Genomic DNA, 20,223 nt, shown 5'->3' with positions numbered 1-20,223 from the left:
ATGGTATGGAAAATCATATAAAAATGGAATATAATGAATACAGTTTATGATAATAGAGAAGGGAAAATCTAATCCCATACCATGAGATAAGGATTAGACATCAAGATATGATTCGGTTACAGGATATTGCTGATATGGTTGGTGTTAGCAGAACCACGGTTTCAAATGTGATACATGGCAACACTAAGAGGGTTTCAAAACAAACCATAGACAAAATTAATGAGGTTTTGAAAAAAGAAGGATACGTTCCGAACATGGGATCTATGATATTAACCAGCAATGTATCTAGAATAATTGGTTTTATTATGTCATATGAAGAGACTCATGGATATAATGCAATGCAAGATCCGTTTGTGGGAGAGTTCGTTGGTTCTTTGCGAAAAGCAGCAGATTATGCAGGATATTATATTATGCTGATTAGCGGTACTGATATAGAAAAGATTGCAAAGGTTGCTTCTCAATGGAATGTAGATGGGTTGGTAGCCTTAGGATTTACAAGTACTGATTTTATTGCTCTAAGAAGAAAGCTAAATAAACCAATTATTATGATAGATACCTATTCAGAAAACGAACTTCCATACGTTAATGTAGGGATTGATGATTTTTCGGGAGGATATCAAATTGGAGAATATTTGTTAAACCGAGGATATTCAAAAGCTCTTTTTCTGGCAGAAACCCGACAGGCTAGTGATTATTATAGATGGCTTGGTTTTAAAAAGGCAATGGAAAGTCAAGGCGGATTTTGCAGTAAATCAAGATATGTGTTAGTATATCCTGAATATCAATTACGAATGAAGCAATATGAAGATTGGATTCCTAGATTCAAAGAGGCCGGTGCCATTGCATTTTCTTCTGACTATGCTGCAATGGAGGGAATCAATTTTTTTCTGAGTCGTGGCTTGAAGATTCCACAAGATATATCAGTAACGGGCTTTGATGATAATATGTACACCGAACTGATTCACCCCAAATTAACAACCATTCATCAAGATGTTAGTAAAAAAGCTGATATTGCATTAGAACAGCTGATAAAGCTAATTAAAGATGAATCAATTCAAAATAGAAATATTAAAATAGAAGTTAAGTTAATTGAAAGAGATTCTGTAGGAAATAGAATTACAAATAATATTCAAACATCCATATGAATTTTCCACAAGATAGAAAGTAAGAATACTTGTTAATATCTTAGGAAAATTCATATGGATTTTATTTTGCATAAATTAGTAAAAATATACAATATAGAAATATGATATTTGTTAATATGTGTAGTTTCCTACGAAACCTATTGAATAAGACACGTCTTCTGTGATACGATTTAATTGTAAAAAGGATTATGTTGCGCAACAAATAAATCAGCAATAGCCAAGTTTTAAAATGTTTTGTGAAAAAAGAAATTTCAATTGGGAGGAAATATGAAATGAAGAAAAACTTTTTTGCAATTTTTGCTGTCGTAGTATTGGGAGTAGGTATTTTAGGGGGATGTGGAAAAAGCAATGAAATAGAATTATTCTCTTCAAAGGCAGAGAATAAAGAAATTTTGCAACAATTAGTGGATTCGTTTAATGAATCACACCCAGACACCAAAATTGTGATTACGGCTCCTGCAGATGCGGGGACAGTTTTAAAGACGAGATTGGCGAAAAATGATATTCCAGATATTGTTGCACTAGGTGGAGATAATAACTATAAGGAACTACAAAGTGCAGGTGTTCTTGCAGATTTAAGTGGAGAGGACTTTGTAACGAAGGTTCAAGACTCTTATTTGCAGATGGTATATGATGTGAATGCAGACAAGGAGCAAGTAGCGTATGGTATTCCTTATGCAACAAATGCCTCTGGTGTTTTATACAATGTAGACAAATTCGAAAAATTGGGGCTTTCGGTACCTAAAACTTGGGATGAATTTATGACAGTAGTAGATAAGATTGAAGCAGCAAACGAAGTACCATTTCTTTTAACTTATAAAGATAGTTGGACTGGTTTGTGTTCTTGGAATAGTATGGCTCCAGACTTACAACCAGAAGGTTTTACAGATGATAGATTAATAAATAAAACTACATTTATATCAACTCATCAAGAAATAGCGCAAAAATACTTAGAGATATTAAGCCATGCGCAAGAAGACTTTATGGGAACTACATATGATGATGGAAACAAAGCATTTGCAAGTGGAGAAGCGTATATGATGATTAATGGAAACTGGGCAATAAATCAGTTTATCACAGCAAATGCAGATTTCAAAGTGGATATGTTTGCCTTTCCAGCCTCTAATGACCCATCAAGAAACTTTGTGACTTCTGGCGTTGACGTATTATTTGGCGCAGCAAAAGATTCAAAGAATCTCGATGTTGCAAAGGAGTTTATTGCCTATATGCTAGAAAAAGAAAATGCACAAACATACATTGATGATCAATTTGCTTTTTCCGCCGTAAAAGGAGTGGAACAAAAAAATCCAACCGTTGCCGGTGTAAAAGAAGATATTGCAGCTGGAAAAGTAGCAAATTTTCCAGATCATTACTATCCAAATGGATTTGACTTATCAGCTTTGCTTTCAGAATTTTCATTAAACTATGTCAATGGAGTGGAGGATAAAGAAAACATTCAAACATTCTTAACGAATTGTGATGAAAAATATGATATTGCAAATGTAGATTAACTTGGTGTAAAGACAAAGAATACTGCTTCGAATAATTGTGTTCGAAGCAGTAGGAATAAAAGGTCGGCAAGAAAGGTCATGGGAATGAAATGAAGCGAATAAAGAAAAGAAAACAAGCGGTTGATCCTATCTACTATGTGATTGTTAGTCTAATGGCAGTATTATTCTTTGCATTTCATACTCTTTCTTTTATCAAAGGTATTTTTTATAGCTTTACGAACTGGAAAGGGTATGGCAATTGGTCTTTTGTAGGTCTACGCAATTACATACATATATTTGCAGATATCGATACCATTGGTGCATATTTATTTACTTTTCGATTTGCAATTATTACTACTATTTTAGTAAATGTAATTAGTTTACTTTTGGCGTGTGCGTTAAATGCCAAGATAAAATTTAAAAATACATTAAAAGCATTTTATTTCTTACCATATATGTTAGGAATATTAATTGTAGGTTTTATTTTTAATTATATATTTGCAAATCTGGTACCAGCGTTTGGAAAGGCCTTTGGAATACAGGCTTTAAGTACGAATATTTTGGGAACCAATTATGCAATCTGGGGCATCATAATTGTTACGGTATGGAGTTCTTGTGCTTTTAATACATTGATTTATACTGCAGGTTTGCAATCAATTGATACAGATGTTTATGAGGCGGCAGATTTAGATGGAGCGAGTGGATGGAAACGATTTAAGTATATAACATTTCCCTTATTAGCACCTTCTTTTACCATTAACATGGTATTATCGGCAAAAGGATATTTGATGGTATATGATCAGATTATGGCTATGACAGATGGGGGGCCTGGAACATCAACCACATCAATTGCTGTCTTAATCTATAAAAAGGGCTTTGGCGGTGGACAGTTCGCGTATCAATCTGCTAATGCAGTCGTATTATTTGTTATTGTAGTTGCAATATCTTTACTTCAATTACGAATACTTGAAAAAAGGGAGGAAAGATTAGGGTGAGTAAAGTGAGTATAAAAAAAGAGCACTATAATTGGCCAATTACGATTCTCCTGATAATAGGAATACTTTCCTTTATTGTATTACCTTTATATATGGCTCTTATGATTGCAATCAAAGATCCAACGGATATGAACCATATCTTAGCATTACCAAAGGTACTACGTTTACATAATTTTACAGATGCGTGGAAAATGACTGAGTATCCAAGAAAGTTTTTTAATACAGCGTTTATTACAATTGTGAATCTATTCTTTACGTTAATAACCAATTCCTTCGTAGCATTTGCAATAACAAGAAATCGAAAGAAAAGTAAATTTTTTAGATTTATGTACTATTATTTTATCAGTGCAATGTTTATACCCTTTAGCGTCATTATGCTACCATTAGTAGTGCAGGCCAATACGTTTCATCTTGATAATATAATAGGTATTACCTTTTTATATGTTGTTTTTGGATTACCTATGAACACATTTTTATATTGCGGAGCAATTAAGTCAATCCCAGAAGCATTAGATGAAGCGGCAAAGATAGATGGGGCAAAACCATTGCAAATATTTTCCTATGTAATCTTTCCTATTTTAAAGCCTACCACTGCAACTGTAGCTATTTTATCGTTTATGTGGACGTGGAATGATTTTACAATGCCTCTGGTATTATTAAGCGATTCAAAGCAGCAAACATTGCAATTGGCTCAATATGTTTTTAAAAGTCAATTTTCGGTTAATTATAATTTGGCTTTTGCATCTTATTTACTGGTGCTACTTCCTGTATTAATTGTTTATATATTCTGCCAGAAGTGGATAATGAATGGGGTAGTAGCTGGTGCGATAAAATAAAAATAAAAAAATGGCTGGCAATGTGATGACAGTTCAAAGATAGGAGTTTTATGAAAAAAAAATGGTGGAAAGAAAGTGTCGTATATCAGATATATCCAAGAAGCTTTAAAGATAGTAATGCGGATGGGATTGGTGATATAAAGGGGATAACTGAAAAATTAGAATATATAAAAGAGCTTGGGGTGGATGTTGTATGGATTTCACCCGTTTATGATTCTCCTTGTGACGACAATGGATACGATATTTCAGATTATAAGGCGATTTTAAAAGAGTTTGGGACAATGGAAGAGTTTGATACAATGCTTGATACTGCTCATCATTTGGGTCTCAAAGTTATTATGGATCTAGTAGTTAATCATACCTCGGATGAACATAGATGGTTTGTTGAAAGTAGCAAATCCAAGGATAATCCATATAGAGATTATTATATTTGGAGAACAAGTAAGAATGGAAAAGAACCCAATAATTGGGGAGCTTCCTTTGGAGGTTCGGCGTGGGAATACGATGAAAAAACAGATATGTATTATTTGCATTTGTTCTCAAGAAAACAACCAGATTTAAATTGGGAAAACCAAAAGGTAAGAGATGAAGTATTTGAAATGATGGATTGGTGGTGTCAAAAAGGAATTGATGGCTTTCGAATGGACGTAATCAGTATGATATCAAAGGTTCAAAGTTTTCCAGATGGAGAATTAAATGGCGGATTATATGGCAATGGTTCTCCTTATTATATAAATGGACCAAGAGTACATGAATACTTACAAGAGATGAATCAAAAAGTATTATCAAAATATGATTTAATTACAGTTGGTGAGGCGGCAGGAGTTACGATTGAGGAAGCTATCAAATATGCAAATGAGAATGAAACAGAGCTAAATATGGTTTTTCAATTTGAGCATGTATCAATTGGCGATGGTGAATTAGGAAAGTGGACAACAAAGAGATTTGATTTACAAGAATTAAAGAAAGTAATGACTAAATGGCAGACTAAGCTTCAAGGTAAAGCATGGAACAGCCTTTATCTAGGTAATCATGACCAGCCTAGAAGTGTATCAAGATTTGGAAATGATAAAGTAGAGTATCGAGAAGTATCTGCTAAGATGTTAGCCACCTGTATTCATATGATGCAAGGGACACCGTACATATACCAGGGAGAAGAACTGGGAATGACAAATGCATATTTTGATAAAATAGAAGAGTATAGAGACATCGAAACTCTTAACATCTATGAAGAGTTAACAAGCTCTGGATTAATTTCAAAAGAGGAAATGATGAAATGCATACAGGCTAGAGGAAGAGACAATGCCAGAACACCAATGCAATGGGATGATTCAGAATATGCGGGATTTTCGACAGTAAAACCTTGGATTAATGTAAATAAGAATTATAAAAGAATCAATGCCAAAGAACAATTAAAAAGACATGATTCCGTATTTCGTTATTATCAAAAATTAATACAACTTAGAAAAGAGTATGATATTATTCCATACGGTGATTACACATTAATGGAAGAAGATCATAAGCAAATATTTGCATATAAGAGAGAATATGATAATAATAAATTATTGGTTATATTAAATTTCACAGATAAAGAGGCACAAATGTCGTTACCAGAAGAATTTATGGGCAAGCATGTGAAATGCTTAATTTCAAATTATGACAGACAGGTAATACAAAAAAATGTTGTTTTAATGCCCTATGAGGCATTGGTATTATACATATAGTTAAACCAAAGCCCACTTTTTAAAGACAGACTTAGTAAATAGGTCTGTTTTTTGTATGAAGTAATGTACATGAGTAAACATGTAAAACGTATTACTTGTTATAGGATATAGGTATAACTAGCCATAGGCAAAATTGATTGACAATTGGTATGGTCATGATATAATTAAATCATAGTAAGTCGATATGAATACAATGAAAGGGACGTAACAGTGCTTGAAAAAAAAGAAAGTATAACAGCAAAAGTATGTGCGCTTGCAAGAGCTTATCATTCATATTACAGCAAAGATAAAGTGTTTGATGATTATTTGTCATATGATTTGTTAGGAAAGGATGAATATGAATATTTAAAAGCTTTAATCATACAAAAGATTCCAGTTCAATCAGATGGAAAAAAAGCGATTGCGTGGAATGAGTTTTTGGATAAATATGTGTCACCAATTCCATTATCACGAATTGCATATACAGAAAACAAAATACTGGAGTTCGCTGAGAAAAATGGTAGTTGTCAACTTGTGATATGTGGGGCAGGATTAGATAGTTTTGCATTTCGTAACAAAAACCCTGACATTGAAATATTTGAATTAGATCATCCCAATACCCAACAGCATAAAAATCAAAAGATTAAGAAACTTAATTGGGAGATTCCAGATAATGTACATTTTGCTCCCATTAATTTTGAAAAGGATAGTGTTGATAAAATACTGTTAAATGCAGGATTTGATACAAATAAAAGAACATTTTTTTCTATACTTGGCGTATCTTATTATTTGACACTGGATACATTGAAAAAAACATTTGATCAAATTTCAAGAATATCAGCGTTGAAAAGTCTGGTTGTTTTTGATTTTCCAGATAAGGTATCGTGGGAAAATGATAAAGGACCAGAGAGGGTCATGAAATTAAAAAGTTTAACCGCGCAGCTGGGAGAAAAAATGATGGAAGGCTTTACTGTGGAGGAATTAACCCAAGCCTTATCTGACAGTGGATATCGTGTAATAGAACATCAGTCGCCAGAACAAATTCAGGATAGGTATTTTGCTAATAGGCATGATAATCTACAGGCTTTTGAAAATGTTCATTTTATTGCAGCTGAATTTATAAAACCAAGAGAAAATAATTAAAGATAAATAAACTAAAAATAATAATTTAATAAGGAGGATTCGTTATGAGTAAGAAAAATTATAATGATATTTCAACAGCATTGATCCATGGAGGTATCTATGGGGACAAAACAACAGGTGCAGTAAATGTTCCAATTTATCAGACGTCAACTTATGAACAAATAAGTCTTGGGCATCATACTGGGTATGAATATTCCAGAACAGGAAATCCAACACGTGAAGCGTTGGAGGCTTTAGTTGCAGAATTGGAGGGGGGAATTGCTGGATATGCATTTGCATCAGGGATGGCAGCCATAACAGCAGTCCTAAGTTTATTTCAATCAGGAGATAAAATTATTATTTCAAGTAATGTTTATGGTGGAACATTTCGTGTTCTAGATAAAATATTTAAGAACTTCGGCATAGGATATTCGATTGAAGATACAACAAATTTAGAGGAACTGGATAAAAAAATTACAAATGACGTAAAGGCTATTTTTGTAGAAAGCCCGGCAAATCCCCTTATGACAATTACCGATTTAAAAGCCGTTGCTAATCTGGCAAAGAAACATGATATTTTATCAATTGTAGATAACACTTTTATGACACCTTATTTGCAAAGGCCAATTGAATTTGGCATAGATATTGTAATACACAGCGCAACTAAGTATCTTGGCGGACATAGTGATTTGATAGCTGGGCTTGTAGTAGTAAATAAGGAAGAATTAAAAGAACGAATTGCTTTTATTCAAAATGCGACAGGTGGTATTTTACAGCCATTTGATTCATTTCTTTTAATAAGGGGGATTAAGACATTAGGAGTTCGCCTAGATCGACATGTTGAGAATGCAGAAAAGATTGCATCTTACTTAGTTAATCATGAGGCTGTTAAGAAAGTTTATTATCCGGGACTAAAAGATTTTCCTGGCTATGAAATAAATGCAAAGCAAGCGAAAAACGGGGGAGCAATGTTAGCATTTGAATTACATGATGATTATGACGTTAAGAAATTCTATGATGGATTAGAACTTATAGCCCTAGCTGAAAGTCTTGGAGGTGTAGAATCTCTTGTATGCCATCCAGCGAGTATGACACATGCCTCCATTCCTTACGAAATAAGACAAGAAGTTGGTATTACAGAAGGGCTAATTCGTCTTTCTGTTGGAATTGAAAAGGGTGAGGAGATCATCGCAGACATTGAACGTGCGATACAAGCTTCAAAGGAGAACTAAAGTATGAGATATTATGAATCTATGCAAGAATTAATTGGGAATACGCCTTTAGTTAAATTAAATTATATCAATGAAAAAAAAGATGTAAATTTATTTGCAAAACTTGAATTATATAACCCAAGTGGTAGTGTAAAAGATAGAATTGGACAGTATATGATAGCAGATGCTCAAAAAAAAGGAAACCTAAAGGCGGGTTACACTATAATAGAGGCCACAGCAGGTAATACAGGATTAGGAATTGCTTTTGCAGCTTTAAATAAAGGCTATCAAATTATATTTGTTGTACCTACTAAATTTTCAATGGAAAAACAAAAGTTAATGAAGGCACTTGGTGCAACGATAGTTAATACGCCCCGTGAACTAGGAATGTTAGGAGCAGTGGCAAAGGCAAAAGAATTAACAAAACAGATTCCAAATTCCATCTCCTTTGAGCAATTTAAAAACCTTAGCAACCCATTGGCACATTACGAACAGACTGCTCCAGAGATTTATGAAGCTTTGGATGGAAAGATTGATTATGTTGTTATGGGAGCTGGAAGTGGTGGAACTTTTAGTGGAATCTTAAGATACCTAAAAGAAAAGAATCCCCATATTAAGGGAGTTTTAGCAGACCCAATTGGTTCAACAATGGGTGGTGGTAATCATGGTGATTATAATATAGAAGGAATTGGAAATGACTTTATACCAGATACCATGGATATGAGTCTAGTGGATGAGATTATAAAAATTAGTGATGAAGAAGCATTTGCCTGCGCGAGAGATTTAACAAAAAAAGAAGGAATATTTGCTGGGTCTTCATCAGGAGCAGCTACAGCAGCTGCCCTGAAATTAATCCAAACGATTGAACAAAAAAATGTAGTGGTAATTCTCCCAGATCGTGGAGATCGTTATTTTAGTGCGAATCTCTATGAGTAGAGGGCTTTCAATCTGGTTTTGTTAATTCTTCAAGTGATAATAAGTAATCATAAGCTTCTTTCGCGTTTTCCTTACACATCTCTTCGCTTGCTTTTAGGGCACTGCAAACAGAAGGTCTTTCTTTTTTACCAAAAATCTTACAAAGATTGTCCTTGGAAAGTTGAACACATGGCTTGTTGCTTGGCTTTCCGTTTGGCATTCCAGGGATGGGTGAAGAGATAGAAGGGGCAATGCAGCAAGCAGCACATCCTGGTCTACAGTTCATATTGTTACCTCCTAAACTAAACAAGTATTATCACCTATCAAACTTAAAAAGCAAGATAGGTGATAGGTTTTACTGCGTGTGATTATTATTGATGCGTTCTAAATAGTAATCATATAACGCATCATAATTATTGCTTTGCAAAAAAGGAATTGCATCGTAAATATATTCATAGTCCCAGTCCCACCACTTCATTTCCTCTAGACATGCAATAAATCTATCGTCAAAGCGTTTTCGTATTAAGGTTGTAGGTACTCCACCGACAATCGAATAAGGGGGAATATCTTTCGTTACCAATGCATTTGCCCCAATGACACAACCATCACCAATTGTAATACCAGACATAATCTTAGCATCACTACCAATCCAGACATCATTGCCAATTCTTACATCTCCTTTGGTACAAGGATGTCCTGTAAGATGTTTATAATCGGATATATACATATTAAAGGGATAAGTGGTATTAAAGTCACTTCTATGATTCCCGCCTAAATAAATGGAAACACCATGAGCAATGGAGCAGAATTTTCCAATAAATAAAGAAGTCTTATCGTCATCCATGAGAACAAGTGGAACTCCGTATGTAAAGTCACCTGCATGGATAATAGAGGATACATATTTACGATGAAATCTTAAGTGGATTTCCTCCTTTAGGAATAACATTATTTGAGGCTTTGTCAGATAACTACTTATATTATCTTTATTTTTAATTTTTGTAGCAGATACTCCTAGCTGAAATAATAGATTGTTTATTTCAGTTTCAAATTCGCTAAATACAAAAATAAGATCAAAGGAAGTCTCTTTTAGAATTTGTACCAAATGATTTAGCGGTTGAATCTTTACATCGTGAAAATGTGTATCCACTGTGTTAGAATCACTTATGTAATTAACAATTCTAAAGTATGTATCAGATAACTGTAAACCGCAGTAAGCAATTTCCGACAAATCCGTTGAACCGATTATTATAATCTTTTGTTCTATTGTAATCATATTATCTCCCTGCTGCAATATTATTTTCGAAATTCTGGTGCAACATCATATATATTTTCTAACGCTTTTTTCGTTTCATCTAACCAATTAAATTTACCCATCTTAATACACCAAGTAACTTCAAACCCCAAGAATGCATAGGCAGAGGCAGTGTATAAATCAATTGCCTTACTTTTATTGCGAATTTGTCCAGCTTTTGCCCCTTTTCAATAATCATAACAGCAATTTTAGTAAGTTCGTCCCTCATATTATAACTGCCACGCTCCTTTGATTTTAAATGATAATAAAATGTGGTTTTTGATATACTACAAGCCTCCCATATATCTACTACAGTCACATTTTCGTGGTACCAAGTTAGATAAACTTTACCCTTTCCTAATGATACCATAATATTATCTTGAAATCTATATTGACACAATATTAACAAATGGCCGACTGGTCTTATCATTACAGGGCAAATGTGGTAACAACAAAATATGAGCCACGTCCATGTACAAAATTAAGTTATTTCCATCATGAGGAACGTCTTAACATGCTAATTGAACGTTGGTAGGAGGAATAACCATCGAAGCAATACAAGCAGTATCGATAGAATTATCAAACCTTGAAACTTCAATATAAAAACAAAGAAATTCAAATGATTAAAATAGATAAAAGATAAAGCTATGAAACAGCAAAAGCTAAAATACATGGCTTTATTTTTTGCCTTAAAAAAGATAAAAACGGATTGACATTTCAAAATAAATAGCGTACAATATAATCAATAACAATTAAAAAGAAAAACTACTAAAAAGAAACTACTAAAAAGATTAACTTTGTAAAAAACAGGGTACTCTAATGATGGATTGAATAAGATTAAAAATTTAGGAGGAATGAAGAATGGGAATTTATGATTTTAAGGTAAAAAAAGCGGACGGAGACGAGATGTCATTGTCAGAATATGAAAACAAAGTTATATTAATTATTAATTCTGCGACAGAATGCGGATTCACACCACAGTATGATGCACTACAGGATTTATATGAAAAGTATGGACAAGAGGGTTTTATTATTTTAGATTTTCCATGCAATCAATTTGGTAACCAAGCACCAGGTACAATAGAAGAGATAGCAAGTTTTTGTGATACTAAGTTTGGAATAACATTTCCTATTTTTTCAAAGATTGATGTAAATGGAGAAAATGCATCGCCACTTTTTGAATATTTAAAGAGTCAAAAAGGATTTAAAGGGTTTGATCAGGACCATAAGTTGACACCAGTTTTAGAAGAGATGCTTGGAAAAGAAAACCCAGATTATAAAAATCAACCTGATATTAAGTGGAATTTTACAAAGTTTTTAGTGGACCGAAGTGGCAACGTAGTAGAACGATTTGAGCCAACAACAGATATGTATGAGGTTGAAGAAAAAATAAAAGAGTTACTATAAACGGTAAAAAAGCAAAGTCTAGTGTATAGGCTTTGCTTTTTCTTTACCACTTTTTGCTTTACCTTGAATTTCTGGTACTGGTAAAACTGCGTTCTTTGGAAGATGCATTTTGTGATTACTTTCTGTCCCATGAGGCTCTTTTGGATCTGGCCTTCTCATTCCTGCTTTTGCCATAATTATTGTTTCCTTTCTAATGCTTTGCATCGTTTGATAAATTGTTTTATCGTATTTTCTTCTTTTTCTAAAGTAGCATGTTTTCTTCCTAATCTGTCACATAAACCAAAAAGGGCAACCTCTTCTACATCCATTTCTTTTAAAAGTTTGGGAATATTTCCATAAGGTAGTCCATTTACGACATAGAGAATGTGCATATGAAACTCGATAAAAGAACAAACAAAGTTAATAAAAAACTGATCTTTTGTAAACTGAGATAAAAAATCATAAGCGAGCTTTGCCCCAACTTTATCATGATCATAGGAGGTAATTTTCCCCTTTCGAATTTTCGTAGTTGAGGGTTTTCCAATATCATGCAACAAGGCAGCCCACATAAAAGCCGAAGGAGTCTTGCAAAGATTTTTTCTTTTTGCGGCCTCATCAACGACTAACAGAGTATGATTCCATACATTACCTTCAGGGTGGTGAATGGGTGATTGCTCTGTTAATTTGAGTTGATAAATCAAGTGAAAGGGAGGTAATTGAAATTCTTTTCTTTCGATTACTTTTTCTAGATAGATCGAAGGAATACTATCTGAAATCAAATGGTCGTTTATTTCTTTATAAAGTTCATCTGAAGACATTTCTATATGTCCATTTTCCATAATGTTGCTCCTCATATATGATAAGATTAGTATCTCAAATTTATATAAAGATATACCTTTGAAAGAGTTTATTTTAAGACTAATAAAAAGTAAACAATCATACCTAGAATCGGCTATGCTTGTCTGTGTAGACATAAGTGTGATAAAATATGAAAGATTATAAAAAATTACGAAAAATAAGAAGATGAAAATGGATGAAACATGAGATTAGATAAATATTTGTCAGAGGCTTCAATTGGAAGAAGAAAGGCGGTTCGCCAGTTTATAAAAGATGGAAAGGTTTTAGTAAATGGATGTGTACAAATTGTACCTGCTACTGAAATCGATGAGCAAAAAGATGTCATTGAATACGAAGGAGAGAAAGTTATTCATTCGGGTAAAGTCTATTATATGTTTCATAAGCCAGCAGGGTGTATTACTGCAAGAAAGGATGAAAGAGAGAAAACAGTTTTGGATTTTTTTCAAGAGTTAAATGATAATGGACTGTTTCCAGTAGGAAGGCTTGATAAAGATACAGAAGGTTTACTTTTTATTACCAATGATGGGGTGTTTAACCACGAAGTTATGTACCCTGAAAAGCATGTGGATAAAACGTATTTTTTCTGGGCTTTTGGTGAATTGAACAAAGATAAAATGGATAGATTAATCGAAGGTGTTCATTTGGAACATGCAGAGATTTTAGTTAAGGCCTCCAAGGTTGAAATTGATAAACAAGGACTTTTTTACGAATTACAAGCTCAGATAGAAGGAAATGGATACGAAAAGGTAAAAAAGAACCGAGAAATTCAACCAGTTGTAAGCGGTTTTATTACAATATCGCAAGGCTGTAAGCATCAAGTAAAACGAATGTTAAAAGCAGTAGGATGCTATATTGTTTATTTGAAAAGAGTTTCGATAGGTAAAGTTACATTGGATGAAACACTAGAAAAAGGAAGTTATCGTGCCCTAACAAAGGAAGAGATTAATAGTTTTATGTCGCATCGCAATGATAGTGTTACATAATAATTATAGGAAAGGAAATGTAAAATGTCAGCTAAAACAAATTGTGATTATTGCATTAATTATGCATATGATGAAGAAGAGGATTATTATGAATGTCAAATGAGTCTGGATGAAGATGAATATGCAAGATTTTTAAAAAATTCTTTTACGAATTGTCCTTATTTTCGAATGGGAGATGAATACAAAATAGTAAAAAAACAGATGTAGAAGAAGTTTTCTTTGGAAAGGAGTCTTGCATGAGTCAATATCAAAGAATTGAGCATACATTTTCTCCTGTTTATGATGAGCACTCCAAGACATTGATTCTTGGTAGTCTTCCATCTGTAAAATCAAGAGAAAATGGTTTTTATTATGGACATCCCAAAAACCGTTTTTGGCAAGTAATTGCTAGTATCTATGAAAGAGAAGTTCCTATTACCATTGCACAAAAAAAAGAACTTTTGTTAGAAAATAAAATTGCGTTATGGGATGTCATACAAAGTTGCGACATTATAGGTTCAAGTGATAGTAGCATTAAAAATGTGGTGCCTACTGATATTAATATTATTTTAAGCCAATGTAAGATTAACAAAATTTATGCCAATGGAAAAACAGCGGGCAAATTATATCGAAAATACAGCTTACAAAAAACGGAAATAAATATAATAGAATTGCCATCAACAAGTCCAGCAAATGCAGTTTATAGCTTAGAACGATTGATTAAAGAATGGAACATGATCAAATCTAGGTAAGAATTTCTTACTATGGTATTTTAGCGGCAGTTGCTATTGTTGGATTAATGTTGCTTTTAATACAAAAGATATTTAAAATATCAATCACTCAAAAAAATCAACTTGGAATGATAATAGGCTTGGGGTGTGGACTAGTATTTACCATCCTTTCCTATACATTCGTGTTACAAAATATAGGGATTTATCCTACTACTATAGTGTTATGATTGCTAATTGAAAGACATGAGATAAATGATAAAGAAGATAACAACAATTGAGTAATATCAATTTATTGTTATCTTTTTTTACGATTTCTGTGATTGAAAGTCTTAGAAGCAAACTAAATAGATTACAAATTTAGTTTACATTTAGATTACGAAAGGCACAAAAGGTAAGTTTGTTTTTACGAATAACAATATATATTTATCGAATATCAATAAAAATATATTGAATTTCATTTGTATATATGCTATATTATGTGACATAGGGATGCTAATGGAAAGGAATGAAATTATATGAAGGATAAAATCACAATTTTTACTAAGCTTTTATTAGATGCTATGTTTTTTGGAGGTATTTTAGTATGTATCACACTTCCAATTAGTATTAAGTTCTATGGTCAGTTTAATTCATACTTTGAAGAAAACTATATTGAACTATGTTTACTATTCTTTTTTTCAGGAATATTTGCGATATTGATTATTTGGGAACTTAGGAAAATGTTTCAATCAGTTATTAATGATAATTGCTTTGTAAAGCGCAATGTAACCAGTTTAAGACGAATGGGGAATTACAGTTTTATCATTGCAATCATTACAAGTCTTCGTTTGTTGTTGTATTTAACACCTGCAGTTTTAGTAGTAATATTAGTATTTATAATTGCAGGTCTTTTCAGTAAAGTACTTTCACTAGTATTTGACAAAGCAGTTACATACAAACTGGAGAATGATCTAACAATCTAGGAGGAAAAGTATGGCAATCATAATAAATCTTGATGTGGTTATGGCACAAAGGAAGATGGGACTAACCGAATTAGCCAATGAAGTAAATATAACAATGGCTAATTTATCTATTTTAAAAAATAATAAGGCAAAGGCAATACGTTTATCAACATTAGAGGCAATATGTAAGACTTTAGACTGTCAGCCAGGTGATATTATACAGTATGTAAAAGAAGAGGAAGAAGGTGAAGAAAAATGAGTATGAATAAAGAGCAAGAAGAAATCGTGTCGCAAAGAAGTTACACACTTAATCAACACGATGAATCAAAAGAGAGGAAATTTTTAAAAGAAAACTTTAATTTTTTTGGGGCCTTAAGTTTTTTATATGCCATTTTCTATACGTTTTGTGAGTATAAAAACGATTCAGGTATTGCGATTTTTCTATTAGGGATAGGAAGCATTTATTTTTGTACACGATTTGTAAAACGGTTAAAACCTAGCTTAAAAGGTGGAGCTTTGTTTTATTTCATCAGTATCCTCCTTTTAGGGGTGTCCATACCATTAACAGATAATTGGTTGATGAATACAATGAGTAAAGGGGCAATTTTAGTATTAATAACCTTATTTATGCTACATCAATTCTATGATGATTCAAAATGGAATGTTATGAAGTACATAGAAGCATCATACATTCTATTCATTGAGATGTGTGTGGCAATTATATATCCATTCTCGGATGCAGCCAATGCGATGAAAGAAAGACAAAAGAAAAAGAATGATAAATTAAAATATGTATTAATTGGAATCTTAACTGCCATACCGTTAACTCTTATTATATTATCACTATTAGTAAGTGCAGACTTAATTTTTGCAAATATGATGAAAAATATAGTAAATAAAATCTTCATGTTTGAAGAAGTATTTTGGATTTTGCTTTCAATTGTTTTATGTTATTGTATTATCTATTGTTTTATCAATGCAATCACAAAAAACAATATAAAAGAGGATGTAAACGACCATAGAATACTAGAGCCAATCATTGCGAATACTTTTACAAGTATTATTTCAGCAATTTATATTATTTTTTGTTTAATCCAGATAATAGGACTCTTTGGTGCGAATCTTAGCTTACCGCAAGGCTATACGTATTCAAGATATGCAAGAGAGGGTTTTTTTCAACTTCTGTTTGTGTGCGGCTTAAATTTCGTGATTGTTTTATGCTGCATGGCATTTTTCCGTAAGAGTAAATTACTAAAAAGTCTTTTGACAATGATATCTATTTGTACTTATATTATGTTGGCATCCAGTGCCTATCGAATGATTTTATACATTCAAGTATATCATTTGACTTTTTTAAGAGTCTTTGTTTTATGGACTTTATTTGTGCTTTCGTTATTAATGTTTGGAATTTTGATTCATTTATATAAAGAAAGATTCCCATTTTTTCGCTATTGCATGGTAGTAATCACTTCTTGCTTTATTATATTCGCATTTAGTCATCCAGATTATCTGATTGCCAAATATAATATTGATGCTATAGAAGACATTACAAAACATAATGCAGTTAATGTCTATGAACAATATGGTGACTTAAATTATGTGACTTCCCTATCAGCAGATGCAGCGATTGTTTTAGAAAACTATAGTGCGGACAATGAATTGGTAAAAAATTATTTTGAAAAAATGAAGACGAAGCCACAAATGGATTTTCGTACCTTTAACTTTTCTAGATATATGGCTCAAAAAGCAGCAAATAGATTCTTTCATCAATAATAAATGAGAAATGATTTTGCCTTTTATAAATGCGTGGTAAGCACTTATTGTGTTATTTTTTGCTTTGTGCTATTCTATAAAAACAAAGAAAATAGGATTGATAATGAGTGATTAAAGGAGAATTATATAAATATGAACGAAAAGATTATTTTTAGAGAAATGCTTTCTGAGATCAGAGAACTTGCTGAGGCAAAAGGCAATAAGCTTTCACAAGAAGAAATAAATATTTTTTTTAAGGATGTATCTTTAAGCGAAGATCAATTGGAACTCGTATATAGTTATCTGGAAGCAAATCGAATTACAATAGAAGGTCATAAAAAGAGTGAAAAGAGTAAACTGTTTGAACAAAAAGAAGAAATGAATGAGAGTGAATCAAAAGAGGATATCACAACAGATAAAGATAATATACCTGTAGAAGAGGATAAGTATCTTTCTATGTATCTGGAGGAGATAGAGGAGCTTGGCAATGATGATGAGGAGGAAAAACACAAGCTTTTACGTGGATTGCTAGAAAATGATCCAATGGCAAAAAGTAAATTGATTGAGTTATACTTACCAAAGGTTGTTGAAATTGCTAAGCAGTATGTAAATAAAGGAGTTGCATTAAGTGATTTGATTCAGGAAGGGAACATAGGACTTATGCTCACTTTGGATCAAATAGATCAAGATACAGATTTTAAGACTATAGAAGCAACGATAAAACAGGGAATTATTGCAGCGTTAGAAGAAGCAATCGACGAAGTTAGCTTTACAAAATCATCTCAGGATCAAATTGTAAGTAAAGTGAATTTCTTAAATGAAGGCGTGAAAAATCTAGAAGAAGAGATGGGAAGAACCGTAAGTATAGAAGAACTAGCTAAATATCTTGAGATGTCAAAAGAAGAGGTAGAAGACATTATAAGAGTGTCAGACGATGAAATTATAGTAGAAGAGAATAAAGAAAAAAAGATGTAAAAGAGTAATTGATATGTTTAAGGAGGATAGTTTGAAAATAAAAATAATGTCGGTAATTAACATAATATTACAGATTGTATGCTTACTTATATCTATGAAGTTATTTTGGAATACGGCAGTGTTTGTAGATGAGCATAATCTTAGTCCCGATCTTGTTCTTGGAGGAATGGGGGGGTTAATCATGAGTTGGATTGTTTTGGGATTATTAACAGCTATTATCATTTTGACATGTATCACATTTGTTAAGAAAAAATAAAAAAAAGAATGGTCAAATATTTTAAATATTTGATCATTCTTTTTAGCTTACTCTGCTATAAAAGAAGAATCATGATCACTTGGATTGATTTCTACCATCGATAATAATTGATCTGGAAGATACATATGAACCTTCTCGATTCGTTTCTTATCAACTCTTTCAGCAACTAGACGAATACCATCTGCGGTAGTAACCTCTTCACCAGCTTCAGGAAGATGATCAAGTAGTTCTATAATAATACCACCTATGGAATCATAATCCTTAGAAGTAATGTTAAGATTTAATATATCATTGATATCATCAAGCTTCATGGAACCTTCAATCATATACTCTCTTTCATTTATTTGCATGACTAAATCTTCTTCGTCTGTATCATACTCATCTCTAATTTCCCCTACAATTTCTTCAAGCAAATCTTCTAGGGTAATCAAACCAGCAGTTGCACCATACTCATCAAGAACAATCGCAAAGTTAATGGAACTTTGTCTCATTTCAATCATTAATTCAGAAGTCTTCTTGTATTCATATGTAAAATATGGTTCACGCAAAAAGTCTCGAATATGAAACGTATTTTTTGGATTATATAAAAGCAAATCTTTTACATTAATAATACCAATTACGTTATCAGTTGTGTCTTCATATACAGGAAGTCGTGTGAATTTAACTTCTTTATATATTTCTATTAATTCCTGATAAGTACAGGTTACATCTAAAAAAGTCATATCAATTCTTGGAACCATAATATCTTTAGCCAAAGAATCTCCAAAATCTACAACGTTATAAATCATTTTACGTTCTTCTTGCTCTAATATACCATCTTCATGACTAACATCTACGATAGTACGAAGCTCGTCCTCTGTAATAATATCGTTTTTACCAGTAGAATCTACCCGAAATAACTTTAATACCGTTAACGACAGTTTGTTTACGATAAAAATAACAGGTGTTAAAAGAACCATAAAATAATAAATTACATTTGCATAAGACAAAGCAATCTTTTGTGCATGTAAAGTAGATAATGTTTTAGGTGTAATCTCACCAAATACAAGTATTAGTAAAGTAAGAATACCAGTTGCGATACCCACTCCTGTATTACCCCAAACACTAATTGCGAGAGTAGTAGCAAGAGAAGACGCAGATAAATTTACTATATTATTACCTATTAATATTGCACTGAGCATTTTGCCAGAGTCATCAATTACTTTTAATACAGTGCTTGCCCGTTTATTCCCATCTTCTGCAAGAGTTCTGATTCGAATCTTATTAACTGTAGTGAAAGCAGTCTCAGCAGAAGAGAAAAAAGCTGACAATAATAAAAGTAATAACAAAATAACTAACTGTGTGGCCTCGCCAGAATCCAAAAAAACCAACTCCTTTAAATTGATAATAGTCAAATTTAATTTAAACAAATTATAATAATTAAATATTGTTTCATACTATTTGATTATATAAATAAAAATATACAATAAATTATATATCATTGTCAAGGTTTGAGAAAATAAAGTAAAGAATGAACGTGCTGATTGCCTATATATATAATTTACTACTGCATTATAAAAAGTAGAAAATTAGTAATAATACAATTGTATAAATTTACAAAATACTATTGACAAAATAAAGTGCAGGTGATATGTTAGGTACATAGATGTTAGCA

The 20,223-nt window shown here is 32.3% G+C and carries 23 protein-coding genes; 17 read left to right on the top strand and 6 right to left on the bottom strand.

The annotated features are described in order from the left end of the window. Window positions 1–107: 107 nt before the first annotated feature. The 8 genes from F7O84_RS09170 (at window position 108) to F7O84_RS09135 (ending at window position 9,438) form a co-directional block, all read left to right on the top strand. Window positions 108–1,145 (top strand): LacI family DNA-binding transcriptional regulator, encoded by a 1,038-nt coding sequence (locus F7O84_RS09170; RefSeq protein WP_151144292.1) that lies wholly within the window; start codon window positions 108–110, stop codon window positions 1,143–1,145. 272 nt (window positions 1,146–1,417) lie between these two features. Beyond that, entirely contained in the window at window positions 1,418–2,656 is a 1,239-nt protein-coding gene (locus tag F7O84_RS09165; RefSeq protein ID WP_151144291.1) for an ABC transporter substrate-binding protein, read from the top strand. A gap of 89 nt (window positions 2,657–2,745) precedes the next feature. Then, window positions 2,746–3,630 (top strand): carbohydrate ABC transporter permease, encoded by an 885-nt coding sequence (locus F7O84_RS09160; RefSeq protein WP_151144290.1) that lies wholly within the window; start codon window positions 2,746–2,748, stop codon window positions 3,628–3,630. Beyond that, a complete protein-coding gene (locus F7O84_RS09155) occupies window positions 3,627–4,466 on the top strand; it encodes a carbohydrate ABC transporter permease (protein WP_330578758.1) in 840 nt (279 codons plus the stop codon). Before F7O84_RS09160 ends, F7O84_RS09155 begins: the two co-directional genes overlap by 4 nt. 50 nt (window positions 4,467–4,516) lie before the next feature. Next, on the top strand, window positions 4,517–6,190 hold the full coding sequence (locus tag F7O84_RS09150) for a glycoside hydrolase family 13 protein (RefSeq protein WP_151144289.1): 1,674 nt from the start codon (window positions 4,517–4,519) through the stop codon (window positions 6,188–6,190). Between the two features lie 210 nt (window positions 6,191–6,400). Then, a complete protein-coding gene (locus F7O84_RS09145; protein WP_192451706.1) occupies window positions 6,401–7,312 on the top strand; it encodes a class I SAM-dependent methyltransferase in 912 nt (303 codons plus the stop codon). Window positions 7,313–7,356: 44 nt separating this feature from the next. Continuing rightward, window positions 7,357–8,523 (top strand): trans-sulfuration enzyme family protein, encoded by a 1,167-nt coding sequence (locus tag F7O84_RS09140; RefSeq protein ID WP_151144287.1) that lies wholly within the window; start codon window positions 7,357–7,359, stop codon window positions 8,521–8,523. 3 nt (window positions 8,524–8,526) lie between these two features. Next, window positions 8,527–9,438: a PLP-dependent cysteine synthase family protein gene (locus tag F7O84_RS09135; RefSeq protein ID WP_151144286.1), complete on the top strand. Its 912-nt coding sequence runs from the start codon at window positions 8,527–8,529 to the stop codon at window positions 9,436–9,438. A gap of 7 nt (window positions 9,439–9,445) precedes the next feature. Here F7O84_RS09135 and F7O84_RS09130 read toward each other — a convergent pair whose 3' ends face one another. The 3 genes from F7O84_RS09130 to F7O84_RS09120 form a co-directional block, all read right to left on the bottom strand. Continuing rightward, window positions 9,446–9,703, bottom strand: a complete 258-nt coding sequence (locus F7O84_RS09130; protein ID WP_151144285.1) for a YkgJ family cysteine cluster protein — start codon at window positions 9,701–9,703, stop codon at window positions 9,446–9,448. 69 nt (window positions 9,704–9,772) lie between these two features. Continuing rightward, window positions 9,773–10,690 (bottom strand): CatB-related O-acetyltransferase, encoded by a 918-nt coding sequence (locus tag F7O84_RS19195; protein WP_243140850.1) that lies wholly within the window; start codon window positions 10,688–10,690, stop codon window positions 9,773–9,775. 79 nt (window positions 10,691–10,769) lie between these two features. Continuing rightward, window positions 10,770–11,078 (bottom strand): hypothetical protein, encoded by a 309-nt coding sequence (locus tag F7O84_RS09120; RefSeq protein ID WP_207708051.1) that lies wholly within the window; start codon window positions 11,076–11,078, stop codon window positions 10,770–10,772. A gap of 491 nt (window positions 11,079–11,569) precedes the next feature. Here F7O84_RS09120 and F7O84_RS09115 point away from each other — a divergent pair, with 491 nt between their 5' ends. Next, the gene (locus F7O84_RS09115; protein ID WP_151144284.1) at window positions 11,570–12,115 is read left to right on the top strand and encodes a glutathione peroxidase; all 546 of its coding nucleotides are present in this window, start codon (window positions 11,570–11,572) and stop codon (window positions 12,113–12,115) included. A gap of 18 nt (window positions 12,116–12,133) precedes the next feature. On the opposite strand, the gene F7O84_RS18990 is transcribed toward F7O84_RS09115, so the two are convergent. Together F7O84_RS18990 and F7O84_RS09110 are read right to left on the bottom strand one after the other, a co-directional pair. Beyond that, entirely contained in the window at window positions 12,134–12,289 is a 156-nt protein-coding gene (locus tag F7O84_RS18990; protein ID WP_192451705.1) for a hypothetical protein, read from the bottom strand. 2 nt (window positions 12,290–12,291) lie between these two features. Further along, window positions 12,292–12,933, bottom strand: a complete 642-nt coding sequence (locus tag F7O84_RS09110) for an HDIG domain-containing metalloprotein (RefSeq protein WP_243140849.1) — start codon at window positions 12,931–12,933, stop codon at window positions 12,292–12,294. A 201-nt stretch (window positions 12,934–13,134) separates the two neighbouring features. Between F7O84_RS09110 and F7O84_RS09105 the strand changes: the two genes are divergently transcribed. From F7O84_RS09105 to F7O84_RS09070, 8 genes are all read left to right on the top strand, one after another. Beyond that, window positions 13,135–13,935, top strand: coding sequence for a pseudouridine synthase (locus tag F7O84_RS09105; RefSeq protein WP_151144283.1), 801 nt, complete (start codon window positions 13,135–13,137; stop codon window positions 13,933–13,935). 24 nt (window positions 13,936–13,959) lie between these two features. Further along, the gene (locus F7O84_RS09100) at window positions 13,960–14,142 is read left to right on the top strand and encodes a DUF6472 family protein (RefSeq protein ID WP_151144282.1); all 183 of its coding nucleotides are present in this window, start codon (window positions 13,960–13,962) and stop codon (window positions 14,140–14,142) included. Window positions 14,143–14,171: 29 nt separating this feature from the next. Continuing rightward, window positions 14,172–14,666, top strand: a complete 495-nt coding sequence (locus tag F7O84_RS09095; RefSeq protein WP_151144281.1) for a DNA-deoxyinosine glycosylase — start codon at window positions 14,172–14,174, stop codon at window positions 14,664–14,666. Between the two features lie 494 nt (window positions 14,667–15,160). Then, on the top strand, window positions 15,161–15,607 hold the full coding sequence (locus F7O84_RS09090; protein WP_151144280.1) for a DUF2975 domain-containing protein: 447 nt from the start codon (window positions 15,161–15,163) through the stop codon (window positions 15,605–15,607). Window positions 15,608–15,617: 10 nt separating this feature from the next. Then, entirely contained in the window at window positions 15,618–15,845 is a 228-nt protein-coding gene (locus tag F7O84_RS09085; protein WP_151144279.1) for a helix-turn-helix domain-containing protein, read from the top strand. Continuing rightward, window positions 15,842–17,359 (top strand): DUF4153 domain-containing protein, encoded by a 1,518-nt coding sequence (locus F7O84_RS09080; RefSeq protein WP_151144278.1) that lies wholly within the window; start codon window positions 15,842–15,844, stop codon window positions 17,357–17,359. The genes F7O84_RS09085 and F7O84_RS09080 overlap by 4 nt, the downstream gene beginning before the upstream one ends. A 132-nt stretch (window positions 17,360–17,491) precedes the next feature. Next, window positions 17,492–18,313 carry a sigma factor gene (locus tag F7O84_RS09075; protein WP_151144277.1) on the top strand — a complete coding sequence of 274 codons (822 nt, stop codon included), beginning with the start codon at window positions 17,492–17,494 and terminating at the stop codon, window positions 18,311–18,313. 46 nt (window positions 18,314–18,359) lie between these two features. Next, window positions 18,360–18,569, top strand: coding sequence for a hypothetical protein (locus F7O84_RS09070; RefSeq protein WP_151144276.1), 210 nt, complete (start codon window positions 18,360–18,362; stop codon window positions 18,567–18,569). A gap of 47 nt (window positions 18,570–18,616) precedes the next feature. On the opposite strand, the gene F7O84_RS09065 is transcribed toward F7O84_RS09070, so the two are convergent. Further along, window positions 18,617–19,930 (bottom strand): HlyC/CorC family transporter, encoded by a 1,314-nt coding sequence (locus F7O84_RS09065; RefSeq protein WP_151144275.1) that lies wholly within the window; start codon window positions 19,928–19,930, stop codon window positions 18,617–18,619. Window positions 19,931–20,223: the final 293 nt, after the last annotated feature.

Origin of the sequence: Candidatus Galacturonatibacter soehngenii (genome assembly GCF_008830185.1) — a bacterium.
Classification (GTDB): domain Bacteria; phylum Bacillota; class Clostridia; order Lachnospirales; family Lachnospiraceae; genus Lachnotalea; species Lachnotalea soehngenii.
This window is presented reverse-complemented; position numbering and strand designations above follow the sequence as displayed.

Coding starts and splice junctions, on each gene's coding strand:
- F7O84_RS09080 (WP_151144278.1), top strand. CDS start 15,842: ATGAGTATGAATAAAGAGCAAGAAGAAATCGTGTCGCAAAGAAGTTAC.
- F7O84_RS09135 (WP_151144286.1), top strand. CDS start 8,527: ATGAGATATTATGAATCTATGCAAGAATTAATTGGGAATACGCCTTTA.
- F7O84_RS09130 (WP_151144285.1), bottom strand. CDS start 9,703: ATGAACTGTAGACCAGGATGTGCTGCTTGCTGCATTGCCCCTTCTATC.
- F7O84_RS18990 (WP_192451705.1), bottom strand. CDS start 12,289: ATGGCAAAAGCAGGAATGAGAAGGCCAGATCCAAAAGAGCCTCATGGG.
- F7O84_RS09150 (WP_151144289.1), top strand. CDS start 4,517: ATGAAAAAAAAATGGTGGAAAGAAAGTGTCGTATATCAGATATATCCA.
- F7O84_RS09085 (WP_151144279.1), top strand. CDS start 15,618: ATGGCAATCATAATAAATCTTGATGTGGTTATGGCACAAAGGAAGATG.
- F7O84_RS09105 (WP_151144283.1), top strand. CDS start 13,135: ATGAGATTAGATAAATATTTGTCAGAGGCTTCAATTGGAAGAAGAAAG.
- F7O84_RS09165 (WP_151144291.1), top strand. CDS start 1,418: ATGAAGAAAAACTTTTTTGCAATTTTTGCTGTCGTAGTATTGGGAGTA.
- F7O84_RS09120 (WP_207708051.1), bottom strand. CDS start 11,078: ATGGTATCATTAGGAAAGGGTAAAGTTTATCTAACTTGGTACCACGAA.
- F7O84_RS09070 (WP_151144276.1), top strand. CDS start 18,360: ATGTCGGTAATTAACATAATATTACAGATTGTATGCTTACTTATATCT.
- F7O84_RS09160 (WP_151144290.1), top strand. CDS start 2,746: ATGAAGCGAATAAAGAAAAGAAAACAAGCGGTTGATCCTATCTACTAT.
- F7O84_RS09115 (WP_151144284.1), top strand. CDS start 11,570: ATGGGAATTTATGATTTTAAGGTAAAAAAAGCGGACGGAGACGAGATG.
- F7O84_RS09090 (WP_151144280.1), top strand. CDS start 15,161: ATGAAGGATAAAATCACAATTTTTACTAAGCTTTTATTAGATGCTATG.
- F7O84_RS09075 (WP_151144277.1), top strand. CDS start 17,492: ATGAACGAAAAGATTATTTTTAGAGAAATGCTTTCTGAGATCAGAGAA.
- F7O84_RS09140 (WP_151144287.1), top strand. CDS start 7,357: ATGAGTAAGAAAAATTATAATGATATTTCAACAGCATTGATCCATGGA.
- F7O84_RS09170 (WP_151144292.1), top strand. CDS start 108: ATGATTCGGTTACAGGATATTGCTGATATGGTTGGTGTTAGCAGAACC.
- F7O84_RS09095 (WP_151144281.1), top strand. CDS start 14,172: ATGAGTCAATATCAAAGAATTGAGCATACATTTTCTCCTGTTTATGAT.
- F7O84_RS09110 (WP_243140849.1), bottom strand. CDS start 12,933: ATGGAAAATGGACATATAGAAATGTCTTCAGATGAACTTTATAAAGAA.
- F7O84_RS19195 (WP_243140850.1), bottom strand. CDS start 10,690: ATGATTACAATAGAACAAAAGATTATAATAATCGGTTCAACGGATTTG.
- F7O84_RS09100 (WP_151144282.1), top strand. CDS start 13,960: ATGTCAGCTAAAACAAATTGTGATTATTGCATTAATTATGCATATGAT.